General features: G+C 68.4%; 16 protein-coding genes. 11 read left to right on the forward strand and 5 right to left on the reverse strand.

Going from position 1 to position 14,596, the window contains the following annotated elements:
• The first annotated feature begins 15 nt into the window (after positions 1-15).
• Positions 16-630 (forward strand): hypothetical protein, encoded by a 615-nt coding sequence (locus OM960_RS19375; protein ID WP_264773125.1) that lies wholly within the window; start codon positions 16-18, stop codon positions 628-630.
• Between the two features lie 251 nt (positions 631-881).
• Positions 882-1,274 (forward strand): hypothetical protein, encoded by a 393-nt coding sequence (locus OM960_RS19380; protein WP_264773126.1) that lies wholly within the window; start codon positions 882-884, stop codon positions 1,272-1,274.
• Between the two features lie 46 nt (positions 1,275-1,320).
• Here OM960_RS19380 and yghX read toward each other — a convergent pair whose 3' ends face one another.
• A complete protein-coding gene (gene yghX, locus OM960_RS19385; RefSeq protein ID WP_263339798.1) occupies positions 1,321-2,208 on the reverse strand; it encodes a YghX family hydrolase in 888 nt (295 codons plus the stop codon).
• 164 nt (positions 2,209-2,372) lie between these two features.
• On the opposite strand from yghX, the gene ubiT reads away from it, so the two are divergent.
• From ubiT to OM960_RS19405, 4 genes are all read left to right on the forward strand, one after another.
• Entirely contained in the window at positions 2,373-2,855 is a 483-nt protein-coding gene (ubiT, locus tag OM960_RS19390; protein WP_432759531.1) for a ubiquinone anaerobic biosynthesis accessory factor UbiT, read from the forward strand.
• Positions 2,852-3,850 (forward strand): ubiquinone anaerobic biosynthesis protein UbiU, encoded by a 999-nt coding sequence (gene ubiU / locus OM960_RS19395; protein WP_264773128.1) that lies wholly within the window; start codon positions 2,852-2,854, stop codon positions 3,848-3,850. The genes ubiT and ubiU overlap by 4 nt, the downstream gene beginning before the upstream one ends.
• Before the next feature lie 2 nt (positions 3,851-3,852).
• Positions 3,853-4,770, forward strand: a complete 918-nt coding sequence (gene ubiV, locus OM960_RS19400) for a ubiquinone anaerobic biosynthesis protein UbiV (RefSeq protein WP_264773129.1) — start codon at positions 3,853-3,855, stop codon at positions 4,768-4,770.
• A 102-nt stretch (positions 4,771-4,872) separates the two neighbouring features.
• Positions 4,873-5,292, forward strand: a complete 420-nt coding sequence (locus OM960_RS19405) for a secondary thiamine-phosphate synthase enzyme YjbQ (RefSeq protein ID WP_263339786.1) — start codon at positions 4,873-4,875, stop codon at positions 5,290-5,292.
• 1 nt (position 5,293) lies between these two features.
• Here OM960_RS19405 and OM960_RS19410 read toward each other — a convergent pair whose 3' ends face one another.
• Positions 5,294-5,497, reverse strand: coding sequence for a dodecin family protein (locus tag OM960_RS19410; RefSeq protein WP_263339783.1), 204 nt, complete (start codon positions 5,495-5,497; stop codon positions 5,294-5,296).
• A 185-nt stretch (positions 5,498-5,682) separates the two neighbouring features.
• Between OM960_RS19410 and nrdR the strand changes: the two genes are divergently transcribed.
• On the forward strand, positions 5,683-6,150 hold the full coding sequence (nrdR, locus tag OM960_RS19415; protein ID WP_263339780.1) for a transcriptional regulator NrdR: 468 nt from the start codon (positions 5,683-5,685) through the stop codon (positions 6,148-6,150).
• A 20-nt stretch (positions 6,151-6,170) separates the two neighbouring features.
• Positions 6,171-7,241 (forward strand): bifunctional diaminohydroxyphosphoribosylaminopyrimidine deaminase/5-amino-6-(5-phosphoribosylamino)uracil reductase RibD, encoded by a 1,071-nt coding sequence (ribD, locus tag OM960_RS19420; RefSeq protein ID WP_264773144.1) that lies wholly within the window; start codon positions 6,171-6,173, stop codon positions 7,239-7,241.
• Positions 7,242-7,304: 63 nt separating this feature from the next.
• Here ribD and OM960_RS19425 read toward each other — a convergent pair whose 3' ends face one another.
• From OM960_RS19425 to OM960_RS19435, 3 genes are all read right to left on the reverse strand, one after another.
• Complete coding sequence (locus tag OM960_RS19425) at positions 7,305-9,365, reverse strand: capsule polysaccharide biogenesis protein (protein ID WP_264773130.1); 2,061 nt, start codon at positions 9,363-9,365, stop codon at positions 7,305-7,307.
• Positions 9,365-10,498, reverse strand: coding sequence for a polysaccharide biosynthesis/export family protein (locus tag OM960_RS19430; protein WP_411709818.1), 1,134 nt, complete (start codon positions 10,496-10,498; stop codon positions 9,365-9,367). Before OM960_RS19430 ends, OM960_RS19425 begins: the two co-directional genes overlap by 1 nt.
• 80 nt (positions 10,499-10,578) lie before the next feature.
• On the reverse strand, positions 10,579-11,832 hold the full coding sequence (locus OM960_RS19435) for a capsule polysaccharide biogenesis protein (protein WP_264773131.1): 1,254 nt from the start codon (positions 11,830-11,832) through the stop codon (positions 10,579-10,581).
• Between the two features lie 238 nt (positions 11,833-12,070).
• Here OM960_RS19435 and OM960_RS19440 point away from each other — a divergent pair, with 238 nt between their 5' ends.
• From OM960_RS19440 to ribB, 3 genes are all read left to right on the forward strand, one after another.
• Positions 12,071-12,673: a riboflavin synthase gene (locus OM960_RS19440; RefSeq protein WP_264773132.1), complete on the forward strand. Its 603-nt coding sequence runs from the start codon at positions 12,071-12,073 to the stop codon at positions 12,671-12,673.
• A 157-nt stretch (positions 12,674-12,830) separates the two neighbouring features.
• Entirely contained in the window at positions 12,831-13,424 is a 594-nt protein-coding gene (locus OM960_RS19445; protein ID WP_264773133.1) for a hypothetical protein, read from the forward strand.
• Between the two features lie 76 nt (positions 13,425-13,500).
• On the forward strand, positions 13,501-14,595 hold the full coding sequence (gene ribB / locus OM960_RS19450; protein WP_263339762.1) for a 3,4-dihydroxy-2-butanone-4-phosphate synthase: 1,095 nt from the start codon (positions 13,501-13,503) through the stop codon (positions 14,593-14,595).
• Position 14,596 lies beyond the last annotated feature (1 nt).

Consider the following 14,596-nt stretch of genomic DNA (forward strand, 5'->3'; position numbering starts at 1 on the left):
GATGTCACGACCGCAGTGACGCTTGATGATGTTGTCGCCTCGCATCTGACGCCCTTGCTCGAAAGCAGGGGATTCACTGCGAGGCGACGACGGTTCCGCCGGGAGCGTCCCGACTTCTCCGACTTCCTTTGTATCGGGAGGGGGCAGGGGCTGTATGAGGGAAAGTTCTGTATAGAACTTTTCACGCAACCTCATCTCAACTTGCCGCTTCCCGAGGGGCGTGTGGAGCCCGAGACCTGCTGGTTTCGTACGAAACTTGCACCGGGCGGGCTTGAGGACAAATGGTGGCCGACCAAGGAGATTTCTGCCTCCGACGTCGCTGAGTTGCGCCTTCTGATCGGTTTGACGGCGGAGTCATGGTTCGAGCATTTCCCGTCGATATCGGGAGCTTTCGTAGAGCGATGGCCGACTTTGGAAGCCGGAATCCGTGACGGATCCGCTGGCAGGAGATATGGCGCGCCACATGCGCGCATTGCGTTCGTATCCGCCCTGTCGCATCGTTTGGCGGGACTTCAAGACCGAAGCCGAGCGATTGCACAGCTTGCGCGTGAAACCGCATCTCCCGCCGAGACCAACTTCCTGCGGTGGTTGGATGATCTTGAGGCCGGCGCCTTCGACCGAGACGACTAGGTTGGCGGCTGGTTCCTGCGCGGAGAGCGGGCGCGCTCGCGAGAACCTGCGTCGTCAGCCCTTCGGGTGCGTCCGTCCCGAAGTGCCCGGCCCCATTGTGAATGCGGGAAATCCACGCCGCTCTCGCCGAGCCGAGACCCACGCCGCTCATTTCGCGGCCCGGCACGGGATATTGGCGCCAAAACACGCGAGCATGATCGACCCCGCCCGCCGTCCATGCCAATATCCGCGGGACGACACGGAGAGAAACGATGCGCCTGACTCTAACCGCCTATGCCACTGTCATCGCCCTCGCGGCGACGCCTGCCTCGGCCTTTATCTCCCAAAACGGGCTCGTCGTTCAGCCCGAGGGGCCCGACAGCTTCTTCGTGCCCTGGCGCGGCCGGGGCGGCCCGTCGGATTTCTGGTGCGCCGCGGGCGATTACGCGATCCGGGTGCTGAAGCTCAATCCGACCCAGATGATCTACCGCGCCTCCGAACCGCCGCGCCGCGCTGGCGAGGGGATCCGGTTCACGTTGAGATCCGATGCGGCGGCAAGTTCCACCGGCCTCGCGGTGCTCGGCGCCACAGGCGCGGGGATTACGGCGGGCCATGCCCTGGGTCTCTGCGAGTTCCGCCGCAAGCTGCGCGAGCGGCGGCGCTGAGGCCGGATGGCAGGCTAGGCCCCGCGTCAGCGGGGCGAGCCCATCTTCAGCCGAGTTTTTCCCCGAAGAAGGCGAGCGTGCGCTCCCAGGCGAGTTCGGCCGCCGCCTGGTCGTAGCGCGGGGTCGAATCGTTGTGGAAGCCGTGGTTGACGCCCTCGTAGATGAACGCCTGGTAGTCCGTCCCGGCCGCCTTCAGCGCCGCCTCGTAATCCGGCCAGCCCGCGTTGATCCGCTCGTCGAGCCCGGCGTAGTGCAGCATCAGCGCGGCCTTGATCTTCGGCACGTCCTCCGCCGCCACCTGGCGGCCGTAGAACGGCACCGCCGCCTTCAGTTCGGGATAGGCCACCGCGGCCGCGTTGCAGACCCCGCCGCCATAGCAGAAGCCGACGATGCCGACATTGCCGGTCGAGCCCTCGTGCGCCATCAGATGCTCGATGGCGGCGAAGAAGTCGTTCATCAGCTTCGTTCCATCCACGGATTTCTGCAACGCGCGTCCCTCGTCGTCGTTGCCGGGATAGCCGCCGACCGAGGTCAGCCCGTCGGGCGCGAGCGCCATGTAGCCCGCCTTGGCGAGGCGGCGCGCGACGTCCTCGATATAGGGGTTGAGCCCGCGATTCTCGTGCACGACCACCACCGAGGGCAGCTTGCCCTCCGCGGCGGAAGGCCGCACCAGATAGCCGCGCACGTCGCCGTGGCCGTTCGGCGAGGGGTAGGTGACATAGTCGGCCCGGATCTCGGGATCGTTGAAGCTGACCTGTTCGGCCAGCGCGTAATCCGGGCTCATCATCGACAGGAGCGCCGCCGCGGTGAGGCCGCCGACGGCGTATTTCCCTGCCCGATCAAGGAATTCGCGCTTGGTAATCATGCCATGTGCGTAAAAGTCGTAAAGCTCGAGAAGTTCGGGGCTGAAATCCTGTGCGGTCAGTCGGGTCATCTGATGCTCCGTTCCGGCTTGCCAAAACTGCAGCCTAGCATGAAGCCGCCGGGGGCAGGGTCACTATTGCCGGAGCGGCGAACTTGACAAACATCAAGTCGGCGCCGCGCCATCCATGATACCCGGGCCCCATGAACGCCCCCGAGTCCGGTCGCCCCGCCCGCATGATCCTGCTTCCGCTGCCTTTGTTCCCTCTGCAGCCGATCCTATCGCGGATCGTGCGCCGGGTCGCAGCCGAGAACCCGTCGATGTTCAACCGCCTCGGCCCCTGGGTCGGGGCGGACTACATCATCGACCCCATCAACCTTCCCTTCGCGCTGCACCTGCGCCCCGACCGCGAGCAGCCGATCCTGCGCGCCGTGTCGCGCCGCGCGCTGCCGCCCCACGCCGCGCATATCTCGGGCAAGTTCCTCGACCTTCTGGAACTGATCGACGCCGATCTCGACGGCGATGCGCTGTTTTTCTCGCGCGCGCTGGTGATCGAGGGCAATACCGAGGCGGTGGTCTCCTTGCGCAACGCGCTCGACGACATCGACGGCTCGATCGCCGAGCGGGTCGCGGGCATGTTCGGCGCGCCGGGCCGAGCGGCGCTGACGGCGATGCGCCGGGCCGGAGAACGGGCGCGCCATAAGGAGGCACGGGCATGACCACCGCCGAACTCGTCTGTCCCGCCGGGACGCCGGCCGCTCTGCGCACCGCCGTCGACGCCGGCGCCGACGCGGTCTATTGCGGCTTTCAGAACGCCACCAATGCGCGCAACTTCCCGGGGCTGAACTTCACGCCCGACGAGATGGCCGAAGGCGTCGCCTATGCCCACCGGAAGGGCGCGAAAGTGCTCCTCGCGCTCAACACCTTCCCGCCGGCCGGCAAGTTCGGCCTCTGGCAGGAGGCGGCCGATCTCGGCGCGAAATACGGTGTCGACGCGATGATCGTCGCCGATATGGGCGTCGCCGACTGGATCCGCCGCACCCATCCCGGCCAGCGCCTGCACCTCTCGGTCCAGGCCGCGGCCTCCAGCCCAGAGGCGATCCGCTACTATGTCGAGGCTTTCGATATCAAGCGCGTCGTGCTGCCGCGGATCCTGACCGTGCCGGAGATCCGCGCGCTCGCCGCCGAAATCCCCTGCGAGATCGAGACTTTCATCTTCGGCAACCACGGGCTCATGGTGGAGGGGCGCTGTTCCTTGACGAACTACGCGACCGGGCTCTCGACCAACATGGACGGCGTCTGCTCGCCCGCGAACGATGTCGAGTACCGGCGCGAGGCCGACGGCTCGATGTCGACGAGGCTCGGCGCCTTCACCATCGACCGTTTCGCGCCCGACGAGACGGCGGGCTACCCGACGATCTGCAAGGGCCGCTACCGCGCCCCCTGCCAGCCCGACGGCTACTACGCCTTCGAGGAGCCGATCAGCCTCAACCTCTCTCGGCTCCTGCCGGATTTGATGGCGGCCGGTGTCCACGCCTTCAAGATCGAGGGCCGCCAGCGGTCGCGCGCCTATGTGCGCCAGGTCGTCGCGGCCTTCCGTGCCGCGGTCGACGCGATCCGCGCCGGGCGCGAACCCGAGCTGGCGAACCTTCTGGCGCTCACCGAGGGCCAGAAGGAGACCCAGGGCGCCTTCAAGACAAAGACATGGCGGTGAACATGGAACTGACGCTGGGGCCGATCCCCTTCCACTGGTCCGCCGAGGCCCGGCGCGACTTCTACGCTCGGATCGCCGACGAGGCGCCGGTCGATACCGTCTATCTCGGCGAGGTGATCTGCTCGAAACGCGCGCCGTTCTTCGAGGCCGACCTGCCCGAGATCGCAGACCGGCTGGAACGCGCGGGCAAGCGCGTTGTCTTTTCCTCGCTCGCCGAGATCATGCTGAAGCGGGAGCGGAAGGCGACCGAGGGGCTCTGCGCCGGCGAGGACGGGCGCGAGGTCGAGGCCAACAACGCCGCGGCACTCCTCCATCTCAGCGGCAGGCCGCACCGGGTCGGGCCCTACATGAACGTCTACAACGAGGAGACGATGGCCTTCCTCGCAGGTAGGGGGGCCACCCATTTCGCGCTGCCCGCGGAACTGCCGCGCGCCTCGGTCGCCGTATTGGCCGCGCGCTCAAAGGCGCTCGGCGTCGGGACGGAGGTCCAGGTCTTCGGCCGCGCCTCGCTCGCGCTCTCGGCGCGCTGCTACCACGCCCGCGCGCATGGCCGGACCAAGGACAACTGCCAGTTCGTCTGCGAGGAGGATCCTGACGGCATGGATCTCGACACGATGGACGGCAAGGCCTTCCTGATCGTGAACGGCATCCAGACCATGTCGCGGAGTTATGTGAACCTCTCCGGGGCGGTGCCCGACATGGTCACGCTCGGGGTGACGGCGCTGAGGCTCGGGCCGCAGAAGCAGGACATGGTGGCGGTGGCCAAGGTGTTCCGCTTGCTTGCCGATGGCGAGATCGGCCCCGACGACGCCGGGGCCCGGCTCGACGCGCTGGAGCTCGGCGTGCCGTTTTCGGACGGGTTCTGGCATGGTGAGGCCGGTTACCGCCGGATCGCTCACGCAGCGGCGGCCGGGGCATAGCCACGGCGCTGGCAACCCCCGGGACGGGCGCTATAGTGCGGGCATGACCCGACGCTCCGCCCGCATCCCCGCTCGTCCCGCGCGTCGCCCGAGCCCCGCGCGATGAGCCGGCACGAGACCTTCACGATCGCCACCCGCGGCCCCGGCCTCTACGAGTTCACCGACCGCGTGCGCGGCTTCTGTGCCGGGCAAGGCGACGGGCTGCTCACGCTCTTCGTGCGCCACACCTCCTGCTCGCTCGCGATCCAGGAAAACGCCGACCCCGAGGTCCGGCGCGACCTCACCGAGTTCTTCCGCCGGCTGGTGCCGCCCTCCGACCATCCGGCGATGGCCTACCTGACGCACACCTACGAGGGGCCGGACGACATGCCGGCCCATATCAAGGCCGCGCTCCTGCCGGTCAGCCTGTCGATCCCGGTCCTGTCCGGAAGCCCGGCGCTCGGTACCTGGCAGGGCGTCTACCTCTTCGAGCACCGCCGTGCGCCGCATGCGCGCGAGGTCGTGGCCTGGCTCGGCCGCTAGCTCAGTCGTCGAGAACGAAGCTCACCATCATGTTGACCTGGTAGCTGGCGATAGACCCGCCGGAGACGGTGACCTTCTGCTCCTTGATCCAGGCGCCGGTGACGCCGCGCAGCGTCTTTGAGGCGCGGTCGATGCCCTGGTTGACGGCATCCTCGAAGCTCTTGTCGGAGGTGGCGGAGATTTCGGTGACGCGGGCGACGGTCATTGTGTCCTCCATCCTTGACCCTGCGACTCTCACGCTTGAGCGCGGGGAAGGGACACAGCTTGCGCCTCTTTGCGGTAAAGGTCCAATTTCCGGTATCTGGTGGCGCCAATTGCCCCCTACCCAAATCCTAGAGGTACGCCTATAGTACCTGTGGATAAGAAGGGATCTGGGCCGAGGGGAAGGGAATGCGCTGTCCGTTTTGCGGAAATGTCGATACGCAGGTTAAGGATTCACGGCCTGCCGAAGATCACGTCGCGATCCGCCGCCGCCGCTTCTGCCCGGCCTGCGGCGGGCGCTTCACCACCTACGAGAGGGTCCAGCTCCGCGACCTCGTGGTGATCAAGTCCTCCGGCAAGCGCGAGGATTTCGACCGCGACAAGCTTGAGCGTTCGATCCGGATCGCGATGCAGAAGCGCCCGATCGACCCCGAGCGCATCGACCAGATGATCTCCGGCATCGTGCGGCGGCTCGAAAGCATGGGCGAGACCGACATCCCGTCGAAGACGATCGGCGAGATCGTGATGGAGACGCTGGCGCGGATCGACACCGTCGCCTATGTGCGTTTTGCTAGCGTTTACAAGAACTTCCAGGCTGCCGACGATTTCGACAAGTTCGTCTCCGAACTGCGCCCGGCCGGCGCGGCGGAAGAGTGAGCGCCGACGACCTGCGGCACATGGCCCATGCCCTCGGCCTCGCCCGGCGCGGGCTTGGCCGGGTCTGGCCCAATCCCGCGGTGGGCTGCGTCATCGTCAAGGAAGGCCGCGTCCTCGGGCGCGGCTGGACCCAGCCCGGTGGTCGGCCACATGCCGAGACCGTGGCGCTGGCCGAGGCTGGCGCCGCAGCGCGGGGCGCCACCGTCTATGTCAGCCTCGAACCCTGCGCCCATCATGGCAAGACCCCGCCCTGCGTGGAGGCGTTGATCGCTGCCGGTGTCGCGCGCGTCGTCTCGGCGCTTGAAGATCCGGACGCCCGCGTCGCGGGGCGCGGCCATGCGATGCTGAGGGCGGCGGGGACCGCCATAACGACCGGTGTGATGGCGGCCGAGGCGGCCGCGCTGCAGAAAGGCTTCCTGAACCGCGTCCGGCTCGGCCGTCCGATGGTGACGCTGAAACTCGCGACCAGCCTCGACGGGCGGATCGCCACGGCGTCCGGCGAAAGCCAGTGGATCACCGGCCCCGAGGCGCGGGCGAAGGTTCATGCAATGCGCGCGGCCCACGACGCGGTGCTCGTCGGCGCGGGCACCGCGCGGGTCGACGATCCGACGCTTACCGTGCGTGGCCTCGGCGTGACGCATCAGCCGGTCCGCATCGTCGCCGCCCGCACCCTCGACCTGCCCGCGGACGGCAATCTCGCCCGCACCGCGCGCGAGGTGCCGCTCTGGTTGCTGCACGGCCCCGTCGCCCCCGAGGCGCGGCGCGCACATTGGGCATCTGTCGGCGCCCGGCTCATCGAATGCGCCGAGACGCCCGACGGGCTCGATCCGGCGGTGATGCTCGCCGCACTCGGACTGACGGGCCTCACGCGCGTCTTCTGCGAAGGCGGCGGCCAGCTCGCCGCGGCGCTCCTCAAGGCCGATCTCGTGGACGAGCTCGCGCTCTTCTCCGCCGGCCTCGCGTTCGGCGCCGACGGCCGCGCCGCGATCGGCGGGCTCGGCCTCGCCCGGCTTGCCTCCGCGCCGCGCCTGCGCCTCGTCTCGACCTCGGCACACGGCCCGGACCTTCTCAGCCTTTGGTCCAGGGACTGATCCCCTTCATCTTGCCCGAAATATCCCTACCGAAGGCATCCACCGCCCGCCATTCTCGGCCGGTCACCGCCAGAGCCAAGACTGGCTCGCGAAGAGCCCCTGGAGCTTCGAGAGGATCCGGTTCGCCGGCCCCGGCAGCGGGATGTCGTTCGCCGCGAGACGCTCGGCGATCACCTCGGGCGGGCAGGGCAGGCCCGAGACGGGATCGACATAGCGCGGATAGGCGATCAGCGCCGCATGGGCGAGGTCCGCGAGGCTCGGCCGGGCGGTGCGGCGGGCTGGCACCTCGAAGAGATCACGAGTCAGCCCCCAACCGGCATAGAAGGGCATGCCGAGGCAGGTGACTCTGCGGCCGCGGATGAGTGCTTCGAATCCCAAAAGCGAAGTGATCGTCCAGACTTCGTCGACCGCGTCGATCAGGCTGACGGGATCGGCCCCTGACAGCACAATGTCGGCAAGCCCGAGCGCCTCGGCCTCTGCCTTCGACACCGCGCCCGCGCGCAGCCCGGCCTCGACATCGGGATGGGGTTTGTAAAGGATCACCGCCTCCGGATTCTCCGACCGGACGCGGGAAAGCAGGGCGATATTGGTGCGCTCCCGTCCGGCGCCGAGCCGGATCGAGGCGTCGTCCTCGACCTGGCCCGGCACCAGAATGCGGTGCCCCTCGGGCAGGTCCGGCAATGGCGCTGCAGCGAGGTTGTACTTGGTCAGGCGCGCGGCGACGAGCCGGGCTACCAGCCGTTCCGCCCGCATCTCGCCGCCGGCCGGCGGGCCGTCCGCGATCAGCTTCTCGAGGTCGCTCTCGCGCGAGGGGTCGTAGTAGATCCCGCTCCGGTCGGCGACCAGCGACAGGGGCGGGACCAGTTCGGCGCCGAGTCCGCGCGAGCGCAGGAAACCGTCCTCGACGCGGACAAGCGCATGATCTCCCGCCAGTTCCTGGAACCTGTCGTTTTCCTTGCCGGCCCAGACCAGGAGCCCGCGGCCTTCCGCTTTCGCCCGCGCCGTGGCCCGGCCGGGATCGTCCTCGAAGACCAGCCGCCGCTCGCGCCCGAAGGCGGATTGCAGATGCCGGCGCTTCCAGAGCCGCATGCCGACCGCGACATGGCCGTTGCGATCCTCGCGGAAAGCCCGCACCCCCGCCTCGAGATGGTCGACCGCCTCCTCGAAGCTGCAGAGCCGGTCGCGGCAGGGATCGTACCAGGTCGGGGCGAGAACCATCGCCGCGGCGAAGAGTTGGGCCCGGGTCAGCCGGCGCTCGCGTCGCGCGACCGGGTTCTCGTCCTCGGTCAGACCCCAGCCGGCATAGAAGGGCTGACCGAAGACCCGTGGCCGGTGTCCGGCCATGATCGCCTCGAAGCCAAGCTGCGAGGAGACCGTGTAGACCGCGATGGCGCCCTCCATCAGCGCCCAGGGCGAGACCGGATCGGACAGGACCGAGATCCGGCCGTGGGCATGGCCTTCGGTGTAATGGCCGGGGCGGCGGCCGGCGGCGGTCTCGGGATGGGTCTTGATGACGACGCGGGCGCCGGGATGTTCCTCCTGGGCGAAGACCAGCATCTCGCGGAAGCTCGCGGCATTCGCGCCGCCATGCTCGATCGAGGCGTCGCCCCGGGTCTGGTCGAGGACAAGGACATAGCCCGGTTCCGGAACCGGCAGCGCGGGGTCGAAATTGTTGTATTTCGACAAGTGGAGCGCCTTCAGCCGCTCGATCCCGTCGCGCGCGCGCTGGAGAACGGCGCCGTCGTCGAGAGGGTCGGTCGCGAGGATATGTTCGATTTGCGACGGTGCCGAGCTGTCGAAATGCACCCCCCTGGGGTCGATCAGGAGGCCGAGCGGCGGTTCGCCGCCCTCGCGTCCGGGCCGGATCGAGCGCAGGAAGGCGTCCTCGATCCGCACGACCGGAGTTCCAGTCCAATCCGCGACCGCCTCGCCGCGCGGCGCGGTCGGGCTCTTGCCCCAGACGCCGATCAGGTCGCTCTCCGCGCGCGGTTTGCCGATCCGGATGTCGTAGCCCGCGAGCGTCAGGATCCGGCGGATCCGCGGCTGGGTCAGGAAGCCGCCGGAAAAGACGAACAGCCGCCGGGCCTGCGCTCCGGCGGCTGGGTCTGCAGGTTGAGCGATCATCAGTTCCCGGTGAGCGAGGCGATCGAGTTGACCGGAGACAGGCTGCCGTTCACGGCCGCGAAGGTCTTGGTCCACTGCACATAGGGCGCCTCGGTCACATAGACCGTGTCGTCGTCGCGGATCATGAAGTCGCGGGCGTTGAACAGGCCGTTCGGCTTGGTCAGGTCAAGAACATAGATGATGCGTTGCGGCTCGGCGATGTCGGCGCGGCCGAGCACCGCGTTCGCCACCGCCGGCGTTTCGTCGCGCAGTACGAAGACGCCGGTCGCATCGGCGAAATTCGTGGAAAGACCGCCAACCTGGGCAAGCGCTTCCACCGCCGAGAGCGACTGGGTCTCGAACTGGACGCGGCTCTGCGCGCCGGTCGCGCCGATGGCGGTGAAGCTGCGCTGGTCCTTTTCCACCAGGATCACGTCGCCGGGGCGGAGCGCGATGTCCATGCGGGGATTGGAGTAGAGATCCTTGAGCCAGACCCGGCCGGTCTGGCCGCCGCGGGTGACGACGACCTGCGCGACCTCCGGCTCGATCACCACGCCGCCGGCCTTGGCGAGCATAGCCGACAGCGTCCGGGTCGGCCGTTCGAGCGGATAGACGCCCTGGCCGCCGATCTTGCCCAGCACCGTGACGGTGGCGCCGTCGCCCGCGATTCGGGAAACGGTTACCTGCGGGTCCGGCGTCTGGGGGTCGAGCTTGCCGGTGATGAGCTGGCGCAGAGCTTCGGGCGTGTTTCCGGCGGCCCGGACGCGGCCGGCATAGGGCACGAAGATGAAGCCGTCGCCGTCGACCTGCACTTCGGTGAGCGCGGTCGAGTTCATGCCCTGGCTGACGAGAAGGCCGTTGTCCACGTTCTCCCAGACCGAGAGGCCGAGCACATCGCCGGGGCGGATGTCGTCGGATCCGACGATGCCCGCCGACTGGAAATCCTTCGAAAAGCCGAGCGCCGGCGTCATGGAAGCGGCCCGCGCGATCCGCCTGTCGACTGGCACGACGACGGCGTTGTCGCCCGGTGTGGCATCGGTTTCGAGCAGTTCGCCCCTGGTCGGGCCGGAGCGCGGGAGGCCGCAACCGGCGAGACTCGCCACTGCAACGACAAGGGTCACGGATCTGGCCCAACGGGCTGCGACGAAATTCACTGCTCGGGGCTCCTCTTGCGGGGATGAGTCTGAAGAATGCGCGAGAACCTAGCCAACCGGAGCGGTGAAGGCCAGTGCAACTATTCGACGGCTACCAACTGTTGTCGGGGCGCCGCCGTGCCGGAGACCAGCGCGTCATAGGGGTCGTCGGCGGCAAGCATCATGTCGACGACCTGCCTGAGCAGGCGGCGCCGGCTGCGCGAGGAGTAAAAGCCGCCGGGCACCTGCGAGGTTTCGAGCAGATAATGCCGGTAGTCGCGATAGGCGCGCCCATCGGGGCGCTGCGGTTCGGCGAAGAACGCGGTCAGCGGCTGGGCGGAGACGAACTCCGGCTGGTTGTAGACCGCCCGCCCGAAAGCCTTGAGCGGCAGGCCGCGCCACAGCACCTGCTGCGCGGCGGTCGAGTTCACGGTCACAGCGCTCCGCGCCGCATCGAGGAGCTGGGCGAGCTTTCCGCCGCGGACGAAATGCACGCGCCCGGAAATGCCGAGCCGGCGCGCGGTGTCGCGAATCGTGCGGCCCACCGCGGCGCGCTCGTCCTCGAGCGGATGGGCCTTGAAGACGATATGGTGATGACGCGGCGCCCCGGTCGCGAAGGAGTCGAGACAGAGCGTCAGGAACTCGGTCATCGAGGCGAAGTCGGAGTGTTCGCGGAAGCTCGCGTCATGTTCGAGCTGCATCAGCACAAGATGATAAGGAAAGCCACCGGAGCGGATCCGCCAGGTGGCGATCCGGCGCTGGAGCCGGTGCCAGGGCATGGCGAGGAGGCGTTTCAGATGCAGACGGAACTCGGCCGCGACCGTGATGCCGCGATGGGGCCGGAAGCCGCGGTAGCGGCGATTGAGCGCGAGCACCATGAAATGGTAGAGCGCGCCGTAGAAGATATGCTCGCGCATGTCGCCCCAATGGGCCGGCGCCTTCGGCAGCTCCATGTCGGAGCGCGCGAGCGCCGTGCGCATGTCGGCCACCGACATCGCCATCAGTCGCGAATTGCCGTTTGATCCGCCGCGCTCGTAGGTCGCCCAGTAGGGCCGCAGGTAGCCCTCCTCGAAGACATGGACGGTAAGGCCGCGCTCACGCGCCGCGGCGACGGCGGCGGCATGGACCGGGCGGCCGTCGCCATAGAGCACGATGTCGGTGATCGAAAGATCGTCGAGGAGGCTGGCGCAGGTCGCCGGCCAACCCTCGGCCCGGCCGGTGAAGGGGATGTAGCCCTTCCGGCCCCAGAAGACCTCGTCGCCCTTGTTGAAGCCGACGCGCCAGACCTCCGCGCCGGCGGCACGGAGCATGTCGCCCAAACGGCGGAAGAACGGCCCGTGCGGTCCCTGAAGCATCAGGAACCGTCGCGTCCTGTCCCCATGTAACGGCGTTGATTGCAAGCCTGCTCCGTTGTGATCCTGACGGCCTGTCTGCCCCGGAATGGGTCGCCTGTCACGGCCTTTCCGCTTCTGGCAGGGCGTCGCGGCGAGACTATGGCGGAGCCGCGACATTCCCGCTGCACCTATGGGGCCGCGCCCGGCCCTTGCGGCGCGACCGGCGCGGCGCTAGGCAGGGGGCAAAGGGAGAGCTCCGATGTTCACAGGGATCGTCACCGATATCGGCGAGGTCGTCGCGCTGGAAAAGAAGGGCGACCTGCGCGCCCGGATCGCCACCGCCTACCGCGTAGACGGGATCGACATCGGCGCCTCGATCGCCTGCGACGGCTGTTGTCTGACCGTCGTCGCCACCGGCGAAGAACCGCGCGGCTGGTTCGACGTCGACATCTCGGCCGAGAGCGTCGCCAAGACCAATATCGGCGCGTGGACCGTTGGCCACCGGATCAACCTCGAACGTGCGCTGAAAGTGGGCGACGAGCTTGGCGGCCACATCGTCTCGGGCCATGTCGACGGCGTCGCCGAGATCGTCGCGATGAAGGTTGAGGGCGATTCGACGCGCTTCACCTTCCGCGCCCTCGAGGCGCTGGCGGGCTTCATCGCGCCGAAGGGCTCGGTGGCGCTGAACGGCACCTCGCTGACGGTGAACGAGGTCGACGGCGCCGAGTTTGGCGTCAACATCATCCCGCATACCAAGGAGGTCACCACCTGGGGGCGGGCCAAGGTCGGCGACAGGATCAATCTCGAGATCGACACGCTCGCGCGCTACGTCGCGCGCCTCCGGGACTGGTCGGCACGCTGAAAGCCGTTCCGGGCCTGCTGCGTTTTCGACCGGACGGAGGGGCGCGTGCCGGTTAATCGGGCAATCCGGGTCTGGGTCAGCGGGGCGCGGCGCGCGCGGCTTGCCAGAGCGGCCGGCGGATGCAAGCCTGACCGAACGGCATCAATGGCGGTTGCAGATGAATTATCCCGGCCACAACGGCGGTCCGACGCTTGAGCCCGGAGCAAGCTGGCGCCGGCATTGCTGGAGCGCGGCGCGGTCCGCGCTGTTGCCGACGCTGCCGGTAGAGATCGTGCGGCTCCGCGTGAGACGCGCCGCCGAGCTTGGGCTCGATTACCGGACCTATGCCGGTTTTCGTGCCACTTCGGGCCACGATATCGTGGCTTTTCTCTTCTCGACGAATGCGCTCCGCCTGATCCGGGAAGGCGACCGGATGGCCCCGGCGGATGCCGCGAAGCTCGCCGCGCTCGGCGGCGTGTCGCGGCTTCTCGCGGCGCAGCCGCCGCTCGATCCGGGCCTCGTGCGCGAAGGGCTTGCGGGGCAGGGCGTCGCGATCGGGGCGGCGGCCCGCGCGCCGGGCCTCGCCCAGACTTGGTCGGAGACCCGCGCGGCGCTCCGCACCCTCCTGGCGGAGGGCGGTCAACCGGCCGGCGCCGTGGTGGTAATCGGAGAGACGGCGCTGGAGCGCGACTGGGTCGCGGCGGCGCGGATGGCGGGGTTCCTGACCGCCGCGCGCTATTTCGGCGGCCAAACGGCGGTGGGCGGCATCTGAGCGTCGCCTCCGGGCTGGCCAAAGCTCCGGCATTGGGCTATCGCCACCGTTGGATGACAAGAGCGGGGCGGATGCGATGACGGCCGATCTCAAAGACGCGATTTCGCCCATCGAGGCGATCATCGAGGATGCGCGCAACGGGCGCATGTTCATTCTCGTCGATCACGAGGACCGCGAGAACGAGGGCGACCTCGTGATCCCGGCGCAGATGTGCACGCCCGACGCGATCAACTTCATGGCCACGCATGGCCGCGGCCTGATCTGCCTGACGCTGACCTCGGCGCGGATCGAGGCGCTGGGCTTGCAGCTCATGTCGGCCAAGAACTCCTCGCGCCACGAGACCGCCTTCACCACCTCGATCGAGGCGCGCGAGGGCGTGTCGACGGGCATCTCGGCCCATGACCGCGCGCTGACCGTCTCGGTTGCGATCGACCCCTCGAAGGGGCCGGCCGACATCGCGACGCCGGGCCACATCTTCCCCTTGCGTGCCCGCGACGGTGGCGTGCTGGTCCGCGCCGGCCATACCGAGGCCGCCGTCGACGTGGCGCGGCTCGCCGGTCTCAACCCCTCGGGCGTGATCTGCGAGATCATGAACGAGGACGGGACCATGGCGCGGCTGCCGGACCTCGTGAAATACGCCGCCAGGCACAAGCTCAAGATCGGCACGATCTCCGACCTCATCGCCTATCGCCGCCGCCACGACAACCTCGTGCGCGAGACGAGCCGCAAGACCGTCACCTCCGCCTATGGCGGCGACTGGACGATGCGGATCTTCACAGACCAGACCGAGGGGACGGAACATGTCGTCCTGACCAAGGGCGACATCACCACGCCCGAGCCGGTGCTGGTGCGGACCCATGCGCTCAACGTGCTCGAGGACGTGCTGGCGCTCGGCCCTTCGCCCGAGGGCGAGCTCGCGCGCGCGATGAAGATCATCGCGGCAGAGGGCAGGGGCGCGGTCTGCCTCTTCCGCGATCCGAAGTCGAAACTCGTGGTCGAGGCGGATGAGGGACCGCGCACCGTCAAGCAGACCGGGCTTGGCGCGCAGATCCTCTCGGCTATGGGGCTGAAGCAGTTGATCCTGCTCACGGATTCGCCACTGACCCGGTATCTCGGGCTCGACGCCTACGACCTCCACATCGCGGGCACGCGGCCCATCAGCGAGGACTGAT

The organism is Defluviimonas salinarum, from assembly GCF_026013545.1.
GTDB lineage: Bacteria > Pseudomonadota > Alphaproteobacteria > Rhodobacterales > Rhodobacteraceae > Albidovulum > Albidovulum salinarum.

Coding starts and splice junctions, on each gene's coding strand:
- OM960_RS19405 (WP_263339786.1), top strand. CDS start 4,873: ATGAGCCGGCACGAGACCTTCACGATCGCCACCCGCGGCCCCGGCCTC.
- nrdR (WP_263339780.1), top strand. CDS start 5,683: ATGCGCTGTCCGTTTTGCGGAAATGTCGATACGCAGGTTAAGGATTCA.
- ribD (WP_264773144.1), top strand. CDS start 6,171: ATGGCCCATGCCCTCGGCCTCGCCCGGCGCGGGCTTGGCCGGGTCTGG.
- OM960_RS19435 (WP_264773131.1), bottom strand. CDS start 11,832: ATGCTTCAGGGACCGCACGGGCCGTTCTTCCGCCGTTTGGGCGACATG.
- ribB (WP_263339762.1), top strand. CDS start 13,501: ATGACGGCCGATCTCAAAGACGCGATTTCGCCCATCGAGGCGATCATC.
- OM960_RS19445 (WP_264773133.1), top strand. CDS start 12,831: ATGAATTATCCCGGCCACAACGGCGGTCCGACGCTTGAGCCCGGAGCA.
- OM960_RS19410 (WP_263339783.1), bottom strand. CDS start 5,497: ATGACCGTCGCCCGCGTCACCGAAATCTCCGCCACCTCCGACAAGAGC.
- ubiU (WP_264773128.1), top strand. CDS start 2,852: ATGACCACCGCCGAACTCGTCTGTCCCGCCGGGACGCCGGCCGCTCTG.
- OM960_RS19425 (WP_264773130.1), bottom strand. CDS start 9,365: ATGATCGCTCAACCTGCAGACCCAGCCGCCGGAGCGCAGGCCCGGCGG.
- yghX (WP_263339798.1), bottom strand. CDS start 2,208: ATGACCCGACTGACCGCACAGGATTTCAGCCCCGAACTTCTCGAGCTT.
- ubiT (WP_432759531.1), top strand. CDS start 2,373: ATGATCCTGCTTCCGCTGCCTTTGTTCCCTCTGCAGCCGATCCTATCG.
- OM960_RS19380 (WP_264773126.1), top strand. CDS start 882: ATGCGCCTGACTCTAACCGCCTATGCCACTGTCATCGCCCTCGCGGCG.
- ubiV (WP_264773129.1), top strand. CDS start 3,853: ATGGAACTGACGCTGGGGCCGATCCCCTTCCACTGGTCCGCCGAGGCC.
- OM960_RS19440 (WP_264773132.1), top strand. CDS start 12,071: ATGTTCACAGGGATCGTCACCGATATCGGCGAGGTCGTCGCGCTGGAA.